This window comes from Salipaludibacillus keqinensis, assembly GCF_003226325.1.
Lineage (GTDB): Bacteria > Bacillota > Bacilli > Bacillales > Salisediminibacteriaceae > Salipaludibacillus > Salipaludibacillus keqinensis.
The window spans coordinates 435241-456137 of record NZ_PDOD01000001.1 but is presented as its reverse complement, the minus strand read 5'-3'; the positions used below and the strand labels follow the sequence as shown (position 1 = coordinate 456137).

Below are 20897 nucleotides of genomic sequence, written 5' to 3'. Positions count from 1 at the left end.
CCTTCCTTTCTGACAAATGATCTTTCATGTGATAGAGTAATAAAGAAATTGTCAAAACATTTTAGTTTAAAGGGGTCCTTAATATGACAGCAATGCTATTTTCACCATATAAAGTAAAAGGTGTAACGATTAAAAATCGGATTACTATGTCTCCTATGTGCATGTATTCTGCAGAAAATGAAGACGGTAAAGTTCACGACTGGCATTATACTCACTACATTAGCCGAGCGGTCGGGCAAGTAGGTCTCATCATGCTAGAGGCTACGACAGTTACAAAACAAGGTCAAATTTCTCCAAAAGATTTAGGCATATGGAGTGATGATCATGTGACGGGATTGAAGAAACTCGTTGATGGTATCAAAGTGCATGGGGCAAAGACGGCAATACAATTGGGACACGCTGGCCGAAAAGCCATTTATGATGGAGAAATTATTGCTCCTTCCCCTGTCCCTTTCGACCGTGAAATGAAAGTCCCGAAAGAAATGACTGACATAAGTATTAGGGAAACGATCAAAGCCTTTAAAGATGGAGCTAGCCGTGCGAAGGAAGCTGGATTTGATATTATCGAAATTCATGGTGCTCATGGATATTTAATCAGCCAATTTTTGTCTCCATTATCTAATAAGCGAACAGATTCCTATGGAGGAACTAAAGAGAACCGTTTTCGTTTCTTACAGGAAGTTTTAGAAGCCGTAGGAGAAGAATGGGATGGCCCGATCTTCGTGAGGATTTCTGCTGATGAATACTCTCCTGAGGGCAATCAAATGGAGGATTTCGTTTATTATGCTAAAGAAATGAAGAAGCTGGGTGTCCAATTAATTGATTGCAGTACGGGGGGAATTATTCGGACGCCCATTCAAGTTTATCCTGGTTACCAGCTAACCCATGCTGAAACGATCAAGCGTGAAGCTGACATTGATACTGGCGCAGTTGGGATGATCACTTCCGGGTTACAGGCCGAAGAAATCCTGCAAAACAATCGTGCCGACTTGATATTCGTAGCAAGAGAGTTGCTTCGAGATCCCTACTGGGCAAGAACAGCCGCTAAAGAATTAGGCGAAGACATTGAACCACCCGTTCAGTACGACCGATCATGGTAGCAGTGTTCTATTGAAAGCCACGTGAAAAATGAACATCCAGTCTTGAAACAACCCCGGCTAATCATATATTAGCCGGGGTTCTAAGTTATGCAAATTTTTTCTTTAATTGCCTTTTTCGATCCGTAAACATCCCTTTAAGCATGATGTTAATTAAAAAAGGAGGAAAAAAAGATTCATATTCGACCTTATCGATCATTCTTGTCTCATTGTCATTTATTTTTTTGAACGCATGAACATGCTCCCATGACTTAAATGGAAATGGAAGTTTCACTCCTTTATCAATGAAATACGCCTCATGAACTACTTTTGTAATTTCCCCTTGCCACGTTAATTTTATAATGAAAAAATTTAATTTCAAATGCACGTTCGATCCTTCAAACACATCTTTATCACCTAAAATTTCTATTTTAGGAAATCCTGTAATTTTAGCCAAATTCTCATTCGTTTGAAAAAAAGACCAAACCGTTTCCATCGTCTGGGGGAGTTGAGTTTTGTAATAAAACGTTCCTCTGAACATAGTACATCACCCTTTCCATCTAATTCCTTCTATTTTAGAATGAAGGGAGTCATCTTACAATAAATGAAGCTTACAATAATGATAAATGAGGGATAATGAATGAGTTTTCGCTTTCAAAAAAGGGTAAGAATTGCTCCAGGTGTCCGAATTAACTTTAGTAAACGAGGAGTAAGTACTTCAGTAGGACCTCAAGGTGCCTCTCTTACAGCCGGCAAGAGAGGCTTATACGGAAACACTGGAATTCCTGGAACCGGTTTATCATATCGAACGAAATTGAATAAAAAGGGTGATCGTTCCACAAATCGTTCAACTCCGACTAATAAAGACATGCAGCAAAATGTGGAAGTTATTTGGGATGACAGTCTTCAAGATGTAAGGTTTGAAAAGAACGGTGGACATGCACTTACAGAGCATGAAGAAAAACAAGTGCGCAAACACTATAAGAACGATCTATCTAATATCTATCGGGAAAAAGCTTCTGAAATCAATTCAAAAACAGACAGGCTTTTAGTCCTTCACCACCACCTTTTCAAACCTAGTACGTCTTTAGCTAAAGCAGCTGAAGATATTCAGCAAGTGGCTATTGAAAAACCAGATAAGGAGAGAATCTATCTCCGTCTTCAGCAAAATTACAAAGCAAATCTGTCTCTTTTAGAAAAATTAAAGCTATGGTTACCTAAAAATAGAAAGAATTTTAATCAAACAGTCGAATCGAAATCTAACGAACAGTTTAATGAGGAAAACGTCCTTTACAATGAAGAAATACAGGCTCTCCTAGAAGAAACAGAATACCGTAAACAACTGGCACTCCAAGTTAAAGACGGTAATACCGACGCAATGGAGAAATGGATCAGTCTCTTCTTAGAAGAATTGGATTTCCCTTTGGAAACAGATTTGGACTTTAAGTTTCAGTCTGAAACCAATTTGTATGTAGATCTAGATCTCCCAAAGCCAGAGGAAGTACCCATAACAAAAGCCACCCTGTTGAAATCAGGCAGGTTAAAAATTGTAAACAAAACGCAACGGGACCACCGGGAACACTATGCTTTGATGGTTGGGGGCAGTGCTCTTTATTTAGCTAGTTTCTTCTTTTGTTATTTACCGACCCTGCAATCCGTTACTCTTTCCGGCTACAACCAAGTAGTCAATCGTTCTACAGGACACGAAGAAGATCAGTATATATATAGTGTAATGATTGATCGTGAAACGTTGTATTCACTAAATATGAAGAATGTTCATCCTATAGAAGCTTTTCATCATTTTCAACCCAATATAAATGTGACGAAAACCTATATTTTTAAAGAAATCATTCCTTATCATTAAGTTGTCTGTCGTTTAACTAAGCTAACAGGAAAAATGGTTTCCTTTGAAATCTCTTTCTCTTTCACTTGGTCAATAATTAGCTCCACTGACTTTTGTGCCAACAGTGAAATCGGCTGCCGAACGGTGGTTAGCTCTGGTGTGACTATGCTACTCATATTCACATCATCATACCCTATAATTTTCACATGGTTAGGAACGAGTTTATTCAGACGATGACACTCTTTCAAAATGAAGGCGGCAATGAGGTCACTGCTGGCAAAAACACCATCAATTTCTGAATAAGTAGAAAATAGATTTTCGGCTAATTGCTTATATTCATTAAGGTCAAATCCATTTGTGTTCGTCTGCATACATGTATGCCAGACATCTTTTTTTGCAAGAACATCGCGAAAGCCGTCATACCTTTTTTTGGCAAGAAGATCCAACTCTGTATTTCCTCCAATATAAGCAAGGCGTAGGCACCCTTTCTCGACTAGTTCATTAGCAGCCAATCCTCCTCCAAGATAATTGTCCGAACAAATGTATGGAATATCATCTGAGATTTTCCGATCGATTGTAACGAGAGGTTGTTTTACTAGAAGGTATTCCTTCACATCCATGGTATGGCTGCCCATAATTATTCCATCCACTTGGCTTGCTCTAAGCATATGGAGATACTCTATTTCTTTCGCCGAATCGAGCTTTGAATTGCATACTAGTAATTTATATCCTTGGCTAAATGCATACGTTTCAATCGCTGCAGTCAACTCTCCAAAAAAAGGGTGCGCCACATCAGGAACAATTAGTCCAATAATTTGAGATTGTTTTTTTTGCAGCGAACGTGCTACTTCATTTGGTTGATAATTCAGTTCTTCCATAGCTTGAAAAACTTTACTCTTTAGCTCTTCACTTAAATACCCTCGGTTATTTAACACTCTCGAAACACTTGTCACCGATGTTCCTGCTATTTTAGCTATATCTTTTATCGTCGGCACAACATTTCCCTCTCTTCATCTCTTACTTTATTCATCCGCTCTAGAAAACGCACCTGCCTTTATGGTAAAGGAGGTGCGAGTTTTCATTACTTTGATATGTTTTCTAAGTTTCTCATTTCACCTGTTTCTAGATCTTTATAAATGATTTCGTAGGCATACGTTTTAAGGTTGGCTGTTAAAACCGCCTGATAGTTCCCATGGGTCCTGATAATTTCCATAACAGAGGAATTTTCATTCTCGATCACTTCGATCTCCCCATCAAAAGCGGGATAGTTATTTCTAAACCTCATCAAATTCGAAAGATGTGTCATAATTGGTCGTGTCATATTTTCATCGATTTCCTCTTTTGTATAATAATGACGATTAATGTTACGTCCTACTTTCGTCTTCTCAAGAAGCTCAATATCATTTTCTCCAGCTAGGAGACCGACATAATATACTTGAGGAATACCTGGAGTGAAAAATTGGATCGCCCGAGCCAAAATATAAGCATCATCTCTGTTCCCTAGAGCTGAATAGTACGTACAGTTTAATTGATAAATATCTAAATTGTTATATTCCATCGTATTGTAAACGCGTTTTACGTTCGCACCTTTTGTAAAAAGATCATCTCGTGTTTCTTCCATTTCTTCGCTGCTCAGTAGATCAACCACATCGACTACACCAATGCCATCGTGAGTATCAAGAGTTGTAAACTGCTTTTTTGGGCAAGTTTTCAACCAGTGGGATAGTCGGTCAGATCGTCCACTGTATAGAGCATGGAGCACAAGCATTGGTAAAGCAAAATCATATACCCAATATCCACGCTCAGCAAGCTTTAACTGAATCGAATAATGCTCATGAATCTCAGGGAGAATCTCTACACCGTGTGGGTCTAATATCTCTTTGATTTCATCAAGCATTTCCCACGTATCAGGTTCAATAAAGAAGCAATTGGTCCCAGGTTGTTTCGTAGCGTATGCGAAAGCATCTAATCGGATAATAGAGGCTCCTTTTTTGGATAAATACTGCAAATTATCTTGGATGAACCGCTTCGTTCGTTCATGATAAACATTCAGATCTATTTGTTCTTCATCAAACGTACACCAAATTTTTTCTTTCGATCCATCGTTAAATGTCACATCAATATAGGGCGCTCTCGGCTTTCTTTTATAAATTTTATCTATATCTTCTTGAGTTGGCTCCCCGTTCGGCCAAAAGTCTTTATATTGAATAAATAACTTAGCATAATCTGATTCATCTTTCTTTTCAACGAAATCTTGAAAGTATTCTGAGCTTTTTGATATATGATTCACCATAAAATCGAACATAAGATAGAAGTTGTTTGATAACGCCTGAATATCCTCCCACGTTCCAAATGGTTCATCAACTTCCTTGTAAGTCATTGGTGCAAATCCGCGATCGGCAGACGATGGATAGAAAGGCAAAAGGTGAACCCCACCAATCGTATCTCGAAAGTGTTTCGTCAGAACATCGTTTAACTCTTGTAAATTCTTCCCCATGCTATCAGCATATGTAATCAGCATAACTTGATTTTTAATAGTCATATAGTAATTTCCCCCTCATTTATTGAAACTATCTAGTTATGATAACGTTCTCATAATATGACATAAGTATAAGATGTGTTTTATTTTATGTCAATCGTTTAACATATAATTTTTTCCAGTCTTTTTATTTCTTAAATCTGCAATCATACTAAAAACCCCACAAGGCAAATTACCCTGTGAGGTCGATCATGCATAAATATTGACGAGCAATCCGCGAATTTCCCCAACCATATTGAGAATATCCAACCCTTTCTTTTGCTCTTTAAGTACTGCATCTGTTAAATCTAAAAGTTTCCGATCCACTTCATGGACAATTTTATATACTTTCGTTCGTCCACGCCGGTTAAATCCTTTTCTTTCTTCAAGGCTTAGTCCAAGTTTAACCGCGTCATCCATGAACTCTTTGACAAGTTCTTTGTATCTGCGAAGTTCATCTACCGTACGTGATTCAGATAAAGTCTTTCCTTGATCATCAATCTTTTGCAACAACTGGCCAAGCTTTTCGTATTGAGAGTTATCCCTTCCCCGTTGCATGATTTCCTGGAATGACACTTTAGCTTCGGTACCAGTTTGTTTTTTCTGATTTAAATTATTTAACCCAGCTCTACCAACTTTATGAACGTCCATAGTCATTTCCCCTTTTCTTACCAATCCTCTATTCATTATAGTGAAATTACCTTTGGAATGAAAGGTAAGAAATTCTTTTTTATTCTCAACCGATCATAAGAAAAAGCCGCTTAAAGCGGCTTCTCTGCTTTTATTGAAGGAGCTGAAGAACTCCTTGCGGAAGCTGGTTTGCCTGAGCAAGCATCGCTGTTGCTGACTGATTTAAAATGTTATTTCGGGTAAATTCAGTCATCTCAAGGGCCATATCAGCATCACGAATTCGAGACTCCGCACTCGTTAAGTTTTCGTGCGTTACTTGAAGATTGTTGATCGTATGTTCCATGCGGTTTTGCATAGCTCCTAATTCTGAACGAGCGTCAGATACTTTTTTAATCGCTTCATCAAGACTTGTTATTGCATTATTCGCACCTGCCTGAGTTTCTACATCTATATCATTTATTCCTAACTCGTCAGTATCCATTTCCGGAATATCTACTTTAACATTTTGTTCTGCATTGGCACCAATTTGAAAGGAGAAGCCGTCATCATTCTCACCATTTAATAGTTTCTTCGTGTTAAATTCCGTTCGTTCTGCAATTTGATCGATCTCCTCTATTAACGCATCGATCTCTTTTTGAACTTGTTGTCGATCCTCTTCTGTATTTGTATCATTAGAAGCCTGTACAGCTAACTCACGCATTCTTTGCAACATAGAATGTACTTCTGTAAGGGCACCTTCTGCAGTTTGAATAAGTGATATTCCGTCCATTGCGTTTCGTTCCGCCTGCTTAAGTCCACGGATTTGTGACCTCATTTTTTCTGAGATAGCAAGTCCCGCTGCATCGTCCGCAGCACGGTTAATCCGTAGTCCAGAAGATAATTTTTCTAGATTTTTTGAGGTTTGAAATTGATTTTGATTTAAATTACGGTAAGCATTTAACGCTTGAATGTTGTTATTGATCTTCAAGTTATAGCACCCCTTTTAATGTTCGAACATTTGATTTTTTTCGTACGCATTCTTTTTTAATTTCAACATTTTTTGCTCTTGATCCACGTTTTTCTTCATAGCGTCCGACCACGCAGCATAAATGATACTTATATGGTTCACGACTTCATCGATGATCGCTGGGTCTTTTTTGTAATTAGCCTGCACAATTCGGTCAGCTAAATAATTATATAGCGAATCGAGCTGGTCAGCGACGATCCCTGCCTCATAATTTAACCCCGCACCTAATCGGTATAATATATCACTGGATTTTTGGAGTTTTTCATTAGCTACAGTGTGATTAAGTTCATTGATGGCCATTTTAGCCTCTTCTAGATGATCGAGACAAGCTTCATATAAAAGTGCTGTAATTTCTTGAGCAGTTTTTTTATGTAGCGCTTCATTTGAGATCATTTCTTCCACCTCCAGTGAAAACATGTCATATTCCTTAATGTTTTCATATTACATTGTTGTTTCTACTTGTTTTATCGGCAATCAGGCTGGAGATGTTAATAACTTCTTTCCATTTCCTCAATTAATAACAACATTTCGGCAATAACAGCGTACAGTTGTGGAGGAATATCATCTCCTAGATCCATATCTAACAGATTCTCAAGTAATCCAGCATCCTCTTCCATATGAATGTTATTTTCTTTCGCTAACTCTAGGATCTTTTCGGCGACATAACCCTTCCCTTGGGCCACAACTTTAGGTTCTTCTCCGGTTGTGTCATCGTAACGAATAACAGCCGCTGAAGGTCCATTTATTTTCCGTCTGTTCATTTGATTAAAATGTTTAGAAATCATCATATTTTATAGTCAAACCCTTCATCTGTCATGATCGGAACAATTGATTCTACTGCTTTTGAATCAGGGTTCTCGTTCGCTATCGGTTTTTCTGAAGGTGTCATCGGCGCAATTTGTATTCCCCTGATATTAAATCCTACTTCGTTTAGATTATCCAAGTATTTTTCTGTTAAAGGCTCTATTTTGTTTGAAAATTGAGGAGTGTCATTTTTCAATGTGACACTTAAGGATCGTTCAACTACATTTAACGCGATCCCTAATGGGCCTAATTTTTTAGTGTCGATATAGAAGTATAAATTGCAATTTTCCCAATCAATTTGCTGTCCTTCGTTTCTAGAACTTAGATATACCTGTAAATTCTCCGTTTCACCTTTTAACATCACAGGAATTTGAAATTGCATCATTTGCTGGTTTTGCTGAGGTTCTGTCCGGCTAAGGAGTTGTTGACCGGTTAAATTTTGAAGTGCTTGTTGAGCTTGTTGCTGTTGCCTGTTTCCCTCATCATCGCCGCCTCGAGCTAGGTTCATGAGAATAGACTTTATATTTCTTTGCTGTTGCTCTTGCTGACTTAGGTCTTTCCCGGAGGCAATCATCTGAGCCAATTCTGATTCTCGTGTTAGTCCCATTCCTCTTATTCCTTCAAAAACTTGACGGGGAGAACCTTCATGATTCACCATCGATCGGGCTGTGTGATCAAATTGATGGGACAGCCTATGAACCTGGGGTTTCGGTTGTCTCCACTCCTGTTCCTGCGATAGGAAGTGTTGCACCCTTTGATTAGATGGCTTGAATTGAATCCGGTCTATCGTCTGTTGTACTTCTCTAACGATTTGACGGGCTTCCTGATATTTTCCATTGTCTAATAATTTTTTTGCCTCAGCCAATTGACTACTGGCTCCTAACATCTTTCGCTCTGTTTTCATATCTGCAAATAACATCCAATTACTCTTCATAATTATTCTATCCATTTGTTTGATGACATTCTCAAGCATTGGCTTTGTTTGCTGTACTGCCTGATTACGAAACTGCTGAATCATTGTATCTATGCGAGTTAATTGTTTTGATGTCTCTCGTTGAAATGATTTGAATTGATCAGTTGCCTGGGCTAGTCTTTCAGTAACCTCTGTGATGAGAACATTTTTTGCAGACATCCCTGAAGTTTGAATGACTTCATTTCTCACGTACTGCTGCATTTCACTTCTTGATTCCAGAAGTGGAGTCGCCAGCTGATCTCTCGATACCACTTGTTCTAGCTGACTAAAAGCGTTTAGCAACACTTGTCTTGCTTTTAATTCTCTTCCTGTGTCCAAACGGTTCAATGACTCCTCTATCCGTTCGTTTAACTGCTGAATCACACCATTCTTCAGATTCAATTGAGAAAGTTCAGTACGAATAGTATCAATTGAAGAGGAGAGATTTGGTTCATTTTGCACCATGTTTGACCAATTAGACAGAACTGTGGCCGAAAGTCCAGATGCCTGTTGTCCCCTTTGTGCCACATTAGTATCATTAGTAGAGACGAATGAAGATTTTATTGTGGAGTTACTTTGTTGATGGAATTGCTGTGTCATATGCATTAATTTTTCAGCTGCAGCCACTCTTCCATGACTTGCTTGCGTTTGTATCATTTCTCTTAACGCTTGATTCACTTGTTGGCGAAGAGTTTCATCGCCACTTCTTTGGGCTACTTGTTGCAACTGCTCTATAGACCGCCTGACATTTTGACCAGATTGCAGACTATGACGGACTTGATCGATGGCACGAATGATTTCTGAACGGACATCTTGTCTTGAATGATGATTATTATTTGAAACGGAAGCTGATCTTGAAAGATTGGTTATTTCTTTTATTTGGTCGCTTGTTCCACGCCCATGCAATGCTTCATGCACCGCTCTTAGTTGTACTGAACTTGGCTCTAATCGTTTTTGCGCCATCATTTGAACTGTCTGAGCCCGCTGACGTTCTGTTCCTCTTCCAGACTCTATATACCGATTTAAGTCGTTAGCCGTTTCTCTTGTTAATGGCACCCCTCTATCGATCATTCGTTGCGAATGTTGAATAAGTTCCCGGCTTGGCTCTCGATGGCCTAGCTCACGTAGTACCCGTTCTGCTGAGTGAGAATTTCTCCCGGTAGTTTCGCTACCCCTCTGTTGAGATTGTTGGTTGTCGCCTTTAACTTCACGGACGCGAATTCCATCTCCTTTCCGTTCCTGCACTTCGATTTGGATCCGTTCTCTGTCAGGAACTTTCCCATCAAATTTCGCTTTGACTTCTTGTCCGCGAATGGAAAGAATTACTTCTCGATCAGATATTCTGGATTCAACTTTTGCTTTATATACTTCGCCCTCTCTTAATTGTAAATGACGATCATTGGATCTGTTTTGTACGTTCAATTGCTGTCCTTGGATCTCCATGGGTAAAGTCTCCTCCCATTGTTACGTTCATGTTCTTTATCGGCATCATGAGACGCATTGTTGAGAGATTTAACTTACTTCTTTATATACAAATAAAAAAAGCAGCCTCTGCTACTTTTTTCTAAATAATTCATCTCTAAGAAAATCTTTCTCCAGACTGGTGCCTCGTCTCTGCTTGTCCCTTAGTTCATCACTTCGATCTGAGTTCCCTGCCTGTGTTCCTTTAAGTAAAGCATTCTCGCCATACTTATTACGCAAATCGTCAACAACGCCACTTAATCGGTGTTCTTTGTCATCTTTTTCATAAGCGAATAAATCAAGTTGCTTATAAGCCGTCCCTTTTTCAACTAAATCCATGCCGGTGACTCCCAGTAAGCGAACAGGGTCTCCATTCCAATACTTTTCCCATAGCCGCCAAGCTGCTGCTAAGATATCTTCATGAGTAAATACAGGATGAGACAATTTGCTTGATCTAGTCACTGTCTTTCGATCATGATATCGGATAGTCAACTGGATATTACCTGCATACACATCTTTGCGCCGAAGTCTTCGTCCAACTGAATCGCTTAAGTTGGTGATTATTTTACGAACTTTCACTGCATCGGTTGTATCCTCAGGCAATGTTGTGGAGTTTCCAATACTTTTAAATTCGTTAACAGCATCAGGGTCTACCATGCGTAAATCAATCCCGTTTGCCCGCTCATGAATTTTCAGTCCTCCTACACCCAGTTTACGGTGTAATAAATCTTTCGATGCGTTTGCTACATCACCGATTGTTTTGATGCCCATTTTTTCAAGTTTATCTGCAGTTTTTCCGCCGATCCCGTGCATTTCTATCGAATTCATTGGCCAAAGTTTATCAGCTATTTCTCTTTTCCTTAAGACAGTAATCCCCATCGGCTTTTTCATATCACTGGCCATTTTAGCCAAGAATTTATTTGGTGCGATTCCGATACTCGAGGGGAGGTTCAGCTCTCTTTTAATTCGTTTTTGAATCTCACGGGCCATCTCTATAGGCGACATCTGTGAAGTGGCATCTGTCACATCCATATATCCTTCATCTATAGAAACAGGCTCAACTAAAGGGGTGTATTCATACAATAGTTGAAACATTTGCGTAGAAGCTAAACGGTACCTGTCAAAATTAGGCTGACGAACCACTAACTCGGGGCAGGCTTTCATTGCTTCCCACAATGGCATAGGTGGTTTAACTCCTCTTGCCCGTGCTTCATAGCTAGCAGTCACAACGATTCCTCGTCTCTCTTTTGCATTTCCAGCAATAGCAAGGGGCTTCCCTTGAAGCTCAGGTTCATAGGCTGCCTCAACCGATGCATAAAAACTGTTCATGTCTACATGAAATAATATTCGGGCTTTCCCCATGATTTGACACCCTTTACGAAAAACTCTTTCTATTAATAATGACTGTTTCTATCTTGAAAATCAATGAAAGTTACATAACGACAAAAAACCATCTTATAAAGGGGAATTAAACAAAAATTCACAATTTTTCACAGCGTGAATAAAACATAATAATTTTGAATATGTTATAATATACTGTAATCAAGTTGAAAGGTGGTCGAAATAATGACGCAATTAGTCCGAGAAGAAGAGAACCACCATTTTATTTTATTTTTAGTTGAGGAAGTTTTAACAGTCCATGCAAAAAACGAATGGCCTTCACCTACGATTAAGCAAATTTCATATAAAATTGGTTGTTCTGAAGAATCGATCCTTGAATCATTAGAATTTGGAACCTTTGAACCTGTAACCTTGCTACAATAAGCGGGGAACAGGTTCTTTTTTTATATCTATCCTACAAATAAAAAATGATCGCTTTGATAATTAATTTTGATCAAGTTGAGATGACCACTGAAACTTAATATCAAAAATGAGCGACGTATTTCCATGCCACTATGACCGCTTTACAGTATTTAACCATATATTCTGCGGTTTCTTTTGAATTGGATACTAATAGAAAACACCCTGCCTAAGGCAAGGTGTGAGAATGTCTATTTATATTATGATTTGGCTGCTTGTTTGATAATAGATACGACCAGTTCTGCTGTCTTTGTTAATTCTTCTACAGGAATCTTTTCGTTTGTAGTGTGAATATTTTCGTAACCTACTCCTAAGTTGATCGAAGGTATTCCATGACCTGCGATGATGTTAGCGTCACTACCTCCGCCACTCTGTTTAAGAGTAACCTCACGTCCAATCGCTTTGACAGCTTCTTTCGCTACTTCAACAAGATGATCCCCATCTTCATGCTTAAATCCAGGGTACGCTACTTGAATATCCACCTCGACAGATCCACCCATTTCTGTTGCGGCAGACTCAAATGCTTCTTTCATAGCTTTTGTCTGTGCTTCCATCTTTTCAGGAATAAGCGAGCGAGCTTCTGCTAAAATATCAACCCGATCGCAAACAATGTTCGTTTGACTGCCTCCCTCAAAACGACCAATATTAGCTGTCGTTTCTTCATCAATTCGTCCTAAAGGCATGTTTGCAACCGCTTTTGAGGCAATGGTTATGGCGGAGACTCCTTTTTCAGGTGCTACACCTGCGTGGGCGGTTTTACCGTACACAGTCGCTCTAACTTTGGATTGATTAGGAGCAGCTACAATAATATTTCCTACTTTTCCGTCACTATCGAGGGCAAATCCATACTTAGCTTTGATATCTTTTGGATCGAGCGATTTTGCTCCTACCAGGCCTGACTCTTCCCCCGCTGTGATGACAAATTGAATCGTTCCATGTTCAATTTTTTGCTCCTTTAAAACCTTTATGCCTTCAAACATTGCGGCTAAACCCGCTTTATCGTCTGCACCTAAAATCGTAGATCCATCCGTTTTTATGTATCCCCCTTCTATAAAAGGGCTTACTCCTTTACCAGGAACAACGGTATCCATATGAGAAGTAAAGTAAATCGGGTCTGTTTTAGATGTTCCTTGGAGAGTACAGATTAAGTTACCCGCTCCATGGCCAGTCACTTTGGCACTCTCGTCTTCTTTTACTTCAACACCTAATTCCTTAAATTTCTTCGTTAATACATCTGCGATCGTTCGTTCATAACGTGTTTCTGAATCTACTCTCGCTAATTCCATAAACTCATCAATAAGTCGTTGTTGATTTATCATGTGGACGGTTCCTCCATTGCAATTTTTCATACTTCATCATTGTAGCAAACAATTACTCCTTGTCCCAGTCAGACCTATTTTGAAATGTTTACATTATAACGGAATGTTGCCGTGTTTTTTAGCGGGACGATGTTCCTCTTTCTTTGAGAGCATATGCAAGCTTTGAATCAATTTTATTCTTGTCTCCCTTGGATCAATCACATCATCAACCATTCCATTTGCAGCTGCTATATAAGGATTGGCAAATTTCTCACGGTACAACTCAATTTTCTCCTGCCTAGTTTCTTCTGGGTGTTCACTTTCGTTTATTTCTCTAGCAAATATGACATTGGCTGCACCATGAGGACCCATCACAGCAATTTCAGCATTAGGCCATGCGAAAACAAGATCGGCTCCAATTGCCTTACTATTTAAGGCGACATAAGCACCGCCGTATGCTTTTCGAGTTATCACGGTAATTTTGGGCACAGTCGCCTCTGAATAAGCATATAAGATCTTCGCACCGTGTCGAATAATTCCTCCATGTTCTTGTTGAACACCAGGTAAAAACCCTGTTACATCTTCAAATGTAATTAAGGGAATGTTGAAGCTGTCACAGAACCTTATAAAGCGGGATATTTTATCAGAAGAATCAATGTCTAATCCTCCAGCCATCACCTTGGGCTGATTCGCAATAATCCCGACAGAATAACCATCGATCCTTGCGAAACCAACGACAGCATTTTTTGCGAACTTCTTATGAACTTCCATAAAGCTTCCCTCATCAGACACTTGCTGAATTACTTTTCGAACATCATAAGGCCTAGTTGGATCTACGGGAATATGATCTAATAAATTGTAAAGAAAATCATCTTGTTTTTCTACAGGGTGCCTCGGCGGCGTCTCCTCTTGATGTTGCGGTAAATAACTCAGTAAGTGCCTAACTTGCTCAAGAGCTTCCTCTTCAGATTCACATGAGAAATGAGCATTCCCACTCTTTGCACTATGTATGGAAGCACCTCCAAGCTGTTCAGATGATATAGATTCGCCTGTAACTGTTTCTATTACTTTCGGTCCAGTAATAAACATTTGGCTTGTTTTCTCAACCATGAAGACAAAGTCAGTAATAGCTGGCGAATAAACTGCACCACCGGCACAAGGTCCCATAATCACCGATATTTGAGGAATCACCCCTGAATAAATGGCGTTACGATAAAATACATGGCCGTATCCGTCTAGAGATAACACTCCTTCTTGAATTCTAGCTCCCCCTGAATCGTTTAACCCGACGAAAGGCGCTTTGTTTTTCACAGCTAAGTCCATTGCGTAGGAGATTTTTTTTGCATGCATTTCTCCAAGCGCCCCTCCGTAAACCGTGAAATCTTGCGCAAACAGAAAAATAGTTTTTCCATTCACTTTTCCATACCCTGTTACGACTCCTTCACCAGGGGCAGATCCTTTCGTCATACCCGGTTCATCAAACCTATGTTCTATAAAGGCATTTAATTCAACAAACGTTCCTTCATCTACTAAAATATCAATCCTTTCTCTCGCTGTTAACTTCCCTTTATCGTGTTGTTTATCTATTCGGTGATCTCCGCCACCCATTTCTATTTTTCTTCTACGATCATAGAGCTCATTAATCTTATCGTACATATCCACGTTTACTGACCTCCCTTATCATTATTGGTATGATCTAATTCCTCGCATAGTTCAAGCAACGTGCCGTGCGTACTTTTTGGATGCAAAAAGGCTATTGGATTTCCGTTAGCACCTTGCTTTGGCTGTTCGTCAATCAATCTAATACCTTCCGTTTTGAGCTGGTCCAATCTTTGTTGGACATTATCCACTTCAAAGGCTAAATGATGAAGCCCTTCTCCACGCTTCTTTATAAATGAATGAATTGAACTGGACTCATCTATCGCTTCTAGTAATTCAATTTTACAATTTCCTAGCGGCAAGAAAGCAACTCGAACCCCTTGATCAGGAACTTCAGCTATTTTCTCTACATTAATATGGAAATGGTTTGCATAAAAAGCGGCTGTTTTTTCAATGGACTCTACAGCGATACCAATATGATCTACTTTTTTAGGCGGATGAAGAAGATTCATTTTTTCTCCGCGATGTTCAGCTACTGCCTGCTTAATATAAGAAGAAACCACTTTCGTAGGTGTACCTGGAGTAAAGATTTTTAATATTCCTTTGGATTCCAATTCTTTAATGTCTACTAAAGGAATAACCCCTCCACCGAACACCAATATATCGCCTGCACCTTTTTCATTTAATTCATTTAATACTGCTGGGAAAAGCACATTATGAGCACCTGATAAACTTGATAAACCGATGACATCTACATCTTCTTGTATTGCCGCTCTAACGATTTGTTTAGGTGATTGACGTAGTCCTGTATAAATGACTTCCATTCCAGCATCTCTTAATGCTTGAGAAATAACCAGTGCTCCACGATCGTGCCCATCTAATCCTGGTTTTGCTATTAATACTCGTATTTTATCCATTTTTAGCACCCCGCCTGTTCACTATTCTAATATTCTCCGTAAACATCTCTTAACGCGTGACATATTTCTCCTACCGTAGCGTATTGTTTCACTGCTTCGATAATGAGATACATGAGATTATCGGTCCCTTTCGCTGCTGTCTTCAGTTGAGTGAGAATGTAGTCTACCTTTTCGTTATCCCTATGTTCTCGAATTTGCTGTAGTCTTTCAATTTGTGATTCAACAAATGCTTCATCCACTTTTAATAGGTCTGGCTGTTGTTCTTCTCCTACTTGGAACTTATTTACCCCAACCACGATGTCATCTTTATTTTCCAAGCGCTTCTGGGCATCATAAGCTGCTCGATGAATTTCCCGCTGCATGTATTGTTTCTCTACAGCCGATACTGCCCCACCCATTTCGTCAATCTGATTCATGTATTTCAATGCTTCTTCTTCTAATTGATCCGTTAACGTTTCAATATAATATGAACCACCGAGTGGATCCACTGTATCTGAAACCCCTGTTTCGTGAGCAATGATTTGTTGGGTGCGTAAAGCAATCCTCGCAGAGTCTTCAGTTGGTAGTGACAGTGCTTCATCTTTAGCATTCGTATGAAGACTTTGAGTTCCTCCTAAAACAGCCGCAAGGGCTTGTAAAGCAACTCTAACGACATTATTTTCAGGCTGTTGCGCAGTTAACGTAGATCCAGCTACTTGAGTATGGAAGCGAAGTTGCCAGCTTTTTGGATTTTTCGCATCGAATCGTTCCTTCATAATGTTTGCCCACATGCGCCTAGCAGCACGGAATTTAGCAATTTCTTCAAAAAATTCATTATGACCGTTGAAAAAGAAAGCCAATCTCGGAGCAAAGCTGTCTATATCCAACCCAGCTGCTAAGGCTGCTTCTACATATGCAACAGCGTTAGACATCGTAAAAGCCAATTCTTGGACTGCGGTGGATCCCGCCTCACGAATATGATAACCACTAATACTAATTGTATTGAAAGAAGGAACATGGTCTGAACAGTAGGCGAAAATATCAGTAATCAGTCTCATAGATGGCTTTGGAGGATAAATATAAGTGCCTCTTGCAATATATTCCTTCAGGATGTCATTTTGTATCGTCCCACGTATGTCTTCTTTCGCTACTCCTTGCTTTTCAGCTACGGCTATGTACATAGCAAGCAGGACTGCCGCTGGAGCATTAATGGTCATGGAAGTACTAACCTGATTAAGAGAAATCTGATCGAATAAAATTTCCATGTCTTCTAACGAATCAATCGCTACTCCTACTTTACCAACTTCTCCTAAAGCCATGGGATCGTCAGAGTCATAACCAATTTGAGTTGGTAAATCAAAGGCAACAGATAATCCTGTCTGTCCTTGATCTAATAAATAGCGAAAACGCTCATTGGTTTCTTGAGCCGAACCAAACCCTGCATATTGCCGCATCGTCCAATATTTTCCTCTGTACATCGTTCCTCTAATCCCTCTTGTGTATGGATACTCTCCCGGGAACCCTAAAGAGTCGATGTAAGCGTTGTCAATTTTGTCCGGAAAATATGTTCGCTCAATGGGAATACTCGAAGAAGTTTGAAATTCTTCTTTTCTCTCTGGACGTTTCTTAATTTGTTCTTTTATTTGTTCTTGCCATTTCAGGAAATCTTGCTTAAATTCATCCATGACTTTACCCCTTTCTTTTATCTATTCAAAAGAAATGATTTAGAATATAACCAAACAAAATATAAATAAATTACAATTTGCTCTTAATATAATATAACACATTCATGAATTAATCAGGGGTTTTGCCTTTTGTTTACGTACTTTTAACGTTCACTTATTCGATGCCTCTTGAAATGAACCCAATAACCTATTAAAATAGATATTAGTATTGTAAGAGGAGGGAAATCAAGTGCCCCGTAAATTTCGTAAAGCTATTGTTTATATGATGATCGTTGTCATGTTTTTAGGTACCGTATTAGCTGGTGTATCATATTTCTAGAATGTAAAATAAATTAAAGAAGCAGTCACTAAGCATTAGTGACTGCTTCTTTTTATACTATAGCTTTCTCTACTTAATTGCCCCATAATTTTTTCCTAACTCCTCAAACGTCTCCTCGCTGGATGTAACGAGCACTTTCGTTCCTAAAGGGACTTCATCAAACAAAATTTCTACGTCTGAATTTTTGAGGCGGATGCACCCATTTGATACACTATAGCCAATAGAAGAAGGTCGGTTCGTACCGTGAAGGCCATAAACGCGACCATCTGTGTTCTCAGCATCAAAGCCTATCCACCTTGTACCTAATGGATTCTTTACATCTCCACCTTGAATGTCTAGCTTTCGATAATAGGGATTCACCGCTTTTACAACAATCGTAAATTCACCTTCTGGAGTCTCATGGCCTCGTTTGCCTGTAGCCACTTGATACTGCTGTTTCACTTCCCCATCTTGGATATAAGCCACTTCATGAGTTGACAAATTGACAATTACATATGGATCTCCAATTAGAGGGTTCTCGCCTAAAGGCCAAATAGGGGAAATGACAGATAAAATAGATAGCAAAATCGCAATCATGGATGACCACTCCGTCTCTTTTCCCCTATCATGTGTCAGCTACCCGTTGCTTATTCAACGAAAAATTTTATATTCCTTTGTTGGTTTAAACTGTTGCTTAATCATTAAATATTGCTCTAACTCCCTAACTAAATGAGCTAAAGATGCTCTCGCTTCAAATTCTTCTCTCGTCTCAGGTAAAGGCATGTTCTTGTATGAAGTTTGTAATTCCTCCAATTTGTCGATATAAATGTAGGCTGTGTTTTTCGGATGAACCCCTTCGCTTAACTCATCCATGAAATCAGCCAACATATCTGCTTGCTCCACATGATGATCAATCGATGTTAACAATGGCATCATTCGTTCAATAATATCCAATTGTTTCTCACGCATTTTAAAATAATGATAATAAACATCTTCATACCTTAAAATATGATTTTCTAAATTTTGCAATGAATGGTTTTTAGCGTGTTGAAGAAGTTCAGTGGCTTCACTAATCTCTATACCATCCCAGTTATTGTCACCATAGCGAACGTAATAGGCGAATTCACTGAAAATTTTAGCAAAATATTGTTCGATCTCCTGTTGCATATTATCTAGTTGACTCTCATGACTAGGCATATAAATATTCATTAACAGAGCTATCCCAATTCCTATCGTAATGAGCGCAAGTTCATTCACTAATAAAGGAATGGTCAAATCTGCCACAGTATAAATATGAAAGATGATCACTGTACTTGTAACAATCCCTGATTGAAGTTTCAGTACTAATGTTGTGGGAATGAAAAGTAATAACAATATCCCGATGGAAATGGGATGATAACCGATTGTTTCGAACAAGACGATGGCATAAACAATTCCAATGATACAAGCTAAAAAGCGTACCCAAGAACTATGAAATGATTTTTTTCGAGTCTTTTGGACGCACAGGACAGTTAATATTCCTGCTGATGCAAAGAAATCTAATTGAAGGGCCTGAGCAATAGCCACTGCTAACGTTGCACCAACTGCTGTTTTTAGCGTTCTGTAACCTATTTTAAACAATGCTGTTCACCTTATTTCATTTTCTTGTATTTGAGACCCTTGTTACCCTGAAAAAAACATATAATTGCTTGTTTTTTGTGCAGCTTAAGACTTAAGATTATTATATTTTATCACATCTTGTGAAGAGTTGATCAACTCTGTAAAAATTATTGGACGCAATTTAAGTCCTTTTTATCTATAGCAGAAGAGAAGGTTTGTAAGAATACAAAAAACCTCCAAGAAAATTGGAGGTTAAATTATGTATATTGGCGCGCCTGCCAGGATTCGAACCCGGAACGCGAGAGCCGAAATCTCGTATGATATCCATTTCACTACAGGCGCAAAGAAATGCGGAATGCTGCTGTCATCCGCACTATCGTAGTATAACAACCCTACTAATATAAATCAAGACTTTCTTTTGAAATTTTGTTGTTAATTAACTTCGTCTTCAAACATCTTTTCAAATCGTTCATTCATTTGATCTTTGTTATAGCCCATTTCGCCAAGACGACTAGCAAAATTTTGCGCCCACAATGTAAGTCGTGCTGACATTTTCCCGTATTTTTTTGCTTTAGTACCCTTTTCCTCTTTAGAACGACCTTCAGCATTAGACATCACATTCTCAGAAATGAATAAGGCTTTCCATAAATCATCCTCTTCAAACTTGTCAGCTTGATCATTGAAATAGGCAATGACTTTTTTATAATATTTTTCAAATTCATCAAATGGGATTTCTTCTTCCATGTTTAAATAAACATGAATTTGTTTATAAAGTTCATTCACTTTCCAACACTCCTTTTCATCTATGTATATAAAAATAAGACCTTGAAAATTATAGCATAAAGAAGAGAAGGCTTCCACCTTCTCTTCATCTTCTTCGTTAAATACTAAGATCTTGATTTACTTGAAGTAAGTATCCACACCTTTTTCAAGCTTTTGAACAACTTCAATAGGCTCATGACCTTCAATTTCATGACGTTCTAACATCATTTTAATTTCCCCATCTTTTAACAAGGCAAAAGACGGTGAAGAAGGAGCATAACCTTTAAAGTACGATCTAGCCTTTTCAGTGGCTTCTTTGTCTTGTCCAGCAAACACCGTCAAATAGTTATCGGCTTGAACTTCGTAATTTTTCATATACGCTGCCGACGGGCGGGCGATTCCTCCAGCACAACCGCATACAGAGTTTATTAAAACAAGAGAAGATCCTGGCTTACTAAATACTTCTTCTACTTCTTCTGGAGTTGTTAATTGCTGATATCCAGCTTCAACCATATCGTTACGAGCAGCTTGCACCACATCATTCATAAACATTTGAAATTCCACTAACAGACACCCTTTCTACTTAGACTGTAGTTCTATTTTACATCTTAAGCACCATGTTTACCAACATAAAGATTAATAAGAGCACTTATTCCACAGAATAAGTGCT

The 20897-nt window shown here is 38.8% G+C and carries 21 protein-coding genes and 1 tRNA gene; 4 read left to right on the top strand and 18 right to left on the bottom strand.

Translation table 11 applies throughout. The features are described from left to right. Positions 1 to 83 precede the first annotated feature (83 nt). Complete coding sequence (gene namA / locus CR194_RS02365; RefSeq protein ID WP_110608029.1) at positions 84 to 1100, top strand: NADPH dehydrogenase NamA; 1017 nt, start codon at positions 84 to 86, stop codon at positions 1098 to 1100. Positions 1101 to 1185: 85 nt separating this feature from the next. On the opposite strand, the gene CR194_RS02360 is transcribed toward namA, so the two are convergent. Next, complete coding sequence (locus CR194_RS02360) at positions 1186 to 1617, bottom strand: SRPBCC family protein (protein WP_110608028.1); 432 nt, start codon at positions 1615 to 1617, stop codon at positions 1186 to 1188. Positions 1618 to 1716: 99 nt separating this feature from the next. Between CR194_RS02360 and CR194_RS02355 the strand changes: the two genes are divergently transcribed. Then, positions 1717 to 2940 carry a DUF4236 domain-containing protein gene (locus CR194_RS02355; RefSeq protein ID WP_110608027.1) on the top strand — a complete coding sequence of 408 codons (1224 nt, stop codon included), beginning with the start codon at positions 1717 to 1719 and terminating at the stop codon, positions 2938 to 2940. Here the strand turns inward: CR194_RS02355 and CR194_RS02350 are convergent. The 8 genes from CR194_RS02350 to CR194_RS02315 form a co-directional block, all read right to left on the bottom strand. Beyond that, positions 2937 to 3914 (bottom strand): LacI family DNA-binding transcriptional regulator, encoded by a 978-nt coding sequence (locus CR194_RS02350; RefSeq protein WP_110608026.1) that lies wholly within the window; start codon positions 3912 to 3914, stop codon positions 2937 to 2939. The two genes, CR194_RS02355 and CR194_RS02350, sit on opposite strands and share 4 nt — an antisense overlap. Positions 3915 to 4000: 86 nt before the next feature. Then, positions 4001 to 5461 (bottom strand): sucrose phosphorylase, encoded by a 1461-nt coding sequence (gtfA, locus tag CR194_RS02345; protein WP_110608025.1) that lies wholly within the window; start codon positions 5459 to 5461, stop codon positions 4001 to 4003. Between the two features lie 186 nt (positions 5462 to 5647). Then, positions 5648 to 6088, bottom strand: coding sequence for a YaaR family protein (locus tag CR194_RS02340; protein WP_110608024.1), 441 nt, complete (start codon positions 6086 to 6088; stop codon positions 5648 to 5650). Positions 6089 to 6218: 130 nt separating this feature from the next. Then, complete coding sequence (locus tag CR194_RS02335; protein WP_110608023.1) at positions 6219 to 7034, bottom strand: flagellin N-terminal helical domain-containing protein; 816 nt, start codon at positions 7032 to 7034, stop codon at positions 6219 to 6221. Between the two features lie 15 nt (positions 7035 to 7049). After that, on the bottom strand, positions 7050 to 7466 hold the full coding sequence (gene fliS, locus CR194_RS02330; RefSeq protein WP_110608022.1) for a flagellar export chaperone FliS: 417 nt from the start codon (positions 7464 to 7466) through the stop codon (positions 7050 to 7052). Positions 7467 to 7561: 95 nt separating this feature from the next. Then, the gene (locus tag CR194_RS02325; RefSeq protein WP_110608021.1) at positions 7562 to 7861 is read right to left on the bottom strand and encodes an EscU/YscU/HrcU family type III secretion system export apparatus switch protein; all 300 of its coding nucleotides are present in this window, start codon (positions 7859 to 7861) and stop codon (positions 7562 to 7564) included. Then, a complete protein-coding gene (locus CR194_RS02320; protein WP_110608020.1) occupies positions 7858 to 10272 on the bottom strand; it encodes a hypothetical protein in 2415 nt (804 codons plus the stop codon). Before CR194_RS02320 ends, CR194_RS02325 begins: the two co-directional genes overlap by 4 nt. A gap of 111 nt (positions 10273 to 10383) precedes the next feature. Continuing rightward, a complete protein-coding gene (locus CR194_RS02315) occupies positions 10384 to 11652 on the bottom strand; it encodes a DNA polymerase IV (protein WP_110608019.1) in 1269 nt (422 codons plus the stop codon). A gap of 204 nt (positions 11653 to 11856) precedes the next feature. Between CR194_RS02315 and CR194_RS02310 the strand changes: the two genes are divergently transcribed. Further along, positions 11857 to 12054, top strand: coding sequence for a hypothetical protein (locus tag CR194_RS02310; RefSeq protein ID WP_110608018.1), 198 nt, complete (start codon positions 11857 to 11859; stop codon positions 12052 to 12054). A gap of 236 nt (positions 12055 to 12290) precedes the next feature. Here CR194_RS02310 and CR194_RS02305 read toward each other — a convergent pair whose 3' ends face one another. The 4 genes from CR194_RS02305 to CR194_RS02290 form a co-directional block, all read right to left on the bottom strand. After that, on the bottom strand, positions 12291 to 13409 hold the full coding sequence (locus tag CR194_RS02305) for a M20/M25/M40 family metallo-hydrolase (RefSeq protein WP_110608017.1): 1119 nt from the start codon (positions 13407 to 13409) through the stop codon (positions 12291 to 12293). A 93-nt stretch (positions 13410 to 13502) separates the two neighbouring features. Continuing rightward, on the bottom strand, positions 13503 to 15050 hold the full coding sequence (locus CR194_RS02300; protein ID WP_110608016.1) for an acyl-CoA carboxylase subunit beta: 1548 nt from the start codon (positions 15048 to 15050) through the stop codon (positions 13503 to 13505). 2 nt (positions 15051 to 15052) lie between these two features. Continuing rightward, positions 15053 to 15904 carry a methylmalonyl-CoA epimerase gene (gene mce, locus CR194_RS02295; RefSeq protein ID WP_110608015.1) on the bottom strand — a complete coding sequence of 284 codons (852 nt, stop codon included), beginning with the start codon at positions 15902 to 15904 and terminating at the stop codon, positions 15053 to 15055. Between the two features lie 26 nt (positions 15905 to 15930). Then, a complete protein-coding gene (locus tag CR194_RS02290; protein ID WP_110608014.1) occupies positions 15931 to 17568 on the bottom strand; it encodes an acyl-CoA mutase large subunit family protein in 1638 nt (545 codons plus the stop codon). A 229-nt stretch (positions 17569 to 17797) separates the two neighbouring features. On the opposite strand from CR194_RS02290, the gene prli42 reads away from it, so the two are divergent. Further along, a complete protein-coding gene (gene prli42 / locus CR194_RS20155; protein ID WP_158282148.1) occupies positions 17798 to 17887 on the top strand; it encodes a stressosome-associated protein Prli42 in 90 nt (29 codons plus the stop codon). A 69-nt stretch (positions 17888 to 17956) separates the two neighbouring features. Here prli42 and CR194_RS02285 read toward each other — a convergent pair whose 3' ends face one another. The 5 genes from CR194_RS02285 to CR194_RS02265 form a co-directional block, all read right to left on the bottom strand. Then, positions 17957 to 18463, bottom strand: coding sequence for a L,D-transpeptidase (locus CR194_RS02285; protein WP_110608013.1), 507 nt, complete (start codon positions 18461 to 18463; stop codon positions 17957 to 17959). A gap of 54 nt (positions 18464 to 18517) precedes the next feature. Continuing rightward, the gene (locus tag CR194_RS02280; RefSeq protein WP_110608012.1) at positions 18518 to 19486 is read right to left on the bottom strand and encodes an aromatic acid exporter family protein; all 969 of its coding nucleotides are present in this window, start codon (positions 19484 to 19486) and stop codon (positions 18518 to 18520) included. Between the two features lie 246 nt (positions 19487 to 19732). Further along, positions 19733 to 19807, bottom strand: a tRNA-Arg gene (locus CR194_RS02275). Between the two features lie 90 nt (positions 19808 to 19897). Beyond that, positions 19898 to 20248: a hypothetical protein gene (locus CR194_RS02270; protein ID WP_110608011.1), complete on the bottom strand. Its 351-nt coding sequence runs from the start codon at positions 20246 to 20248 to the stop codon at positions 19898 to 19900. A gap of 117 nt (positions 20249 to 20365) precedes the next feature. Next, positions 20366 to 20779, bottom strand: coding sequence for a BrxA/BrxB family bacilliredoxin (locus tag CR194_RS02265; RefSeq protein ID WP_269845701.1), 414 nt, complete (start codon positions 20777 to 20779; stop codon positions 20366 to 20368). Between the last annotated feature and the right edge of the window lie 118 nt (positions 20780 to 20897).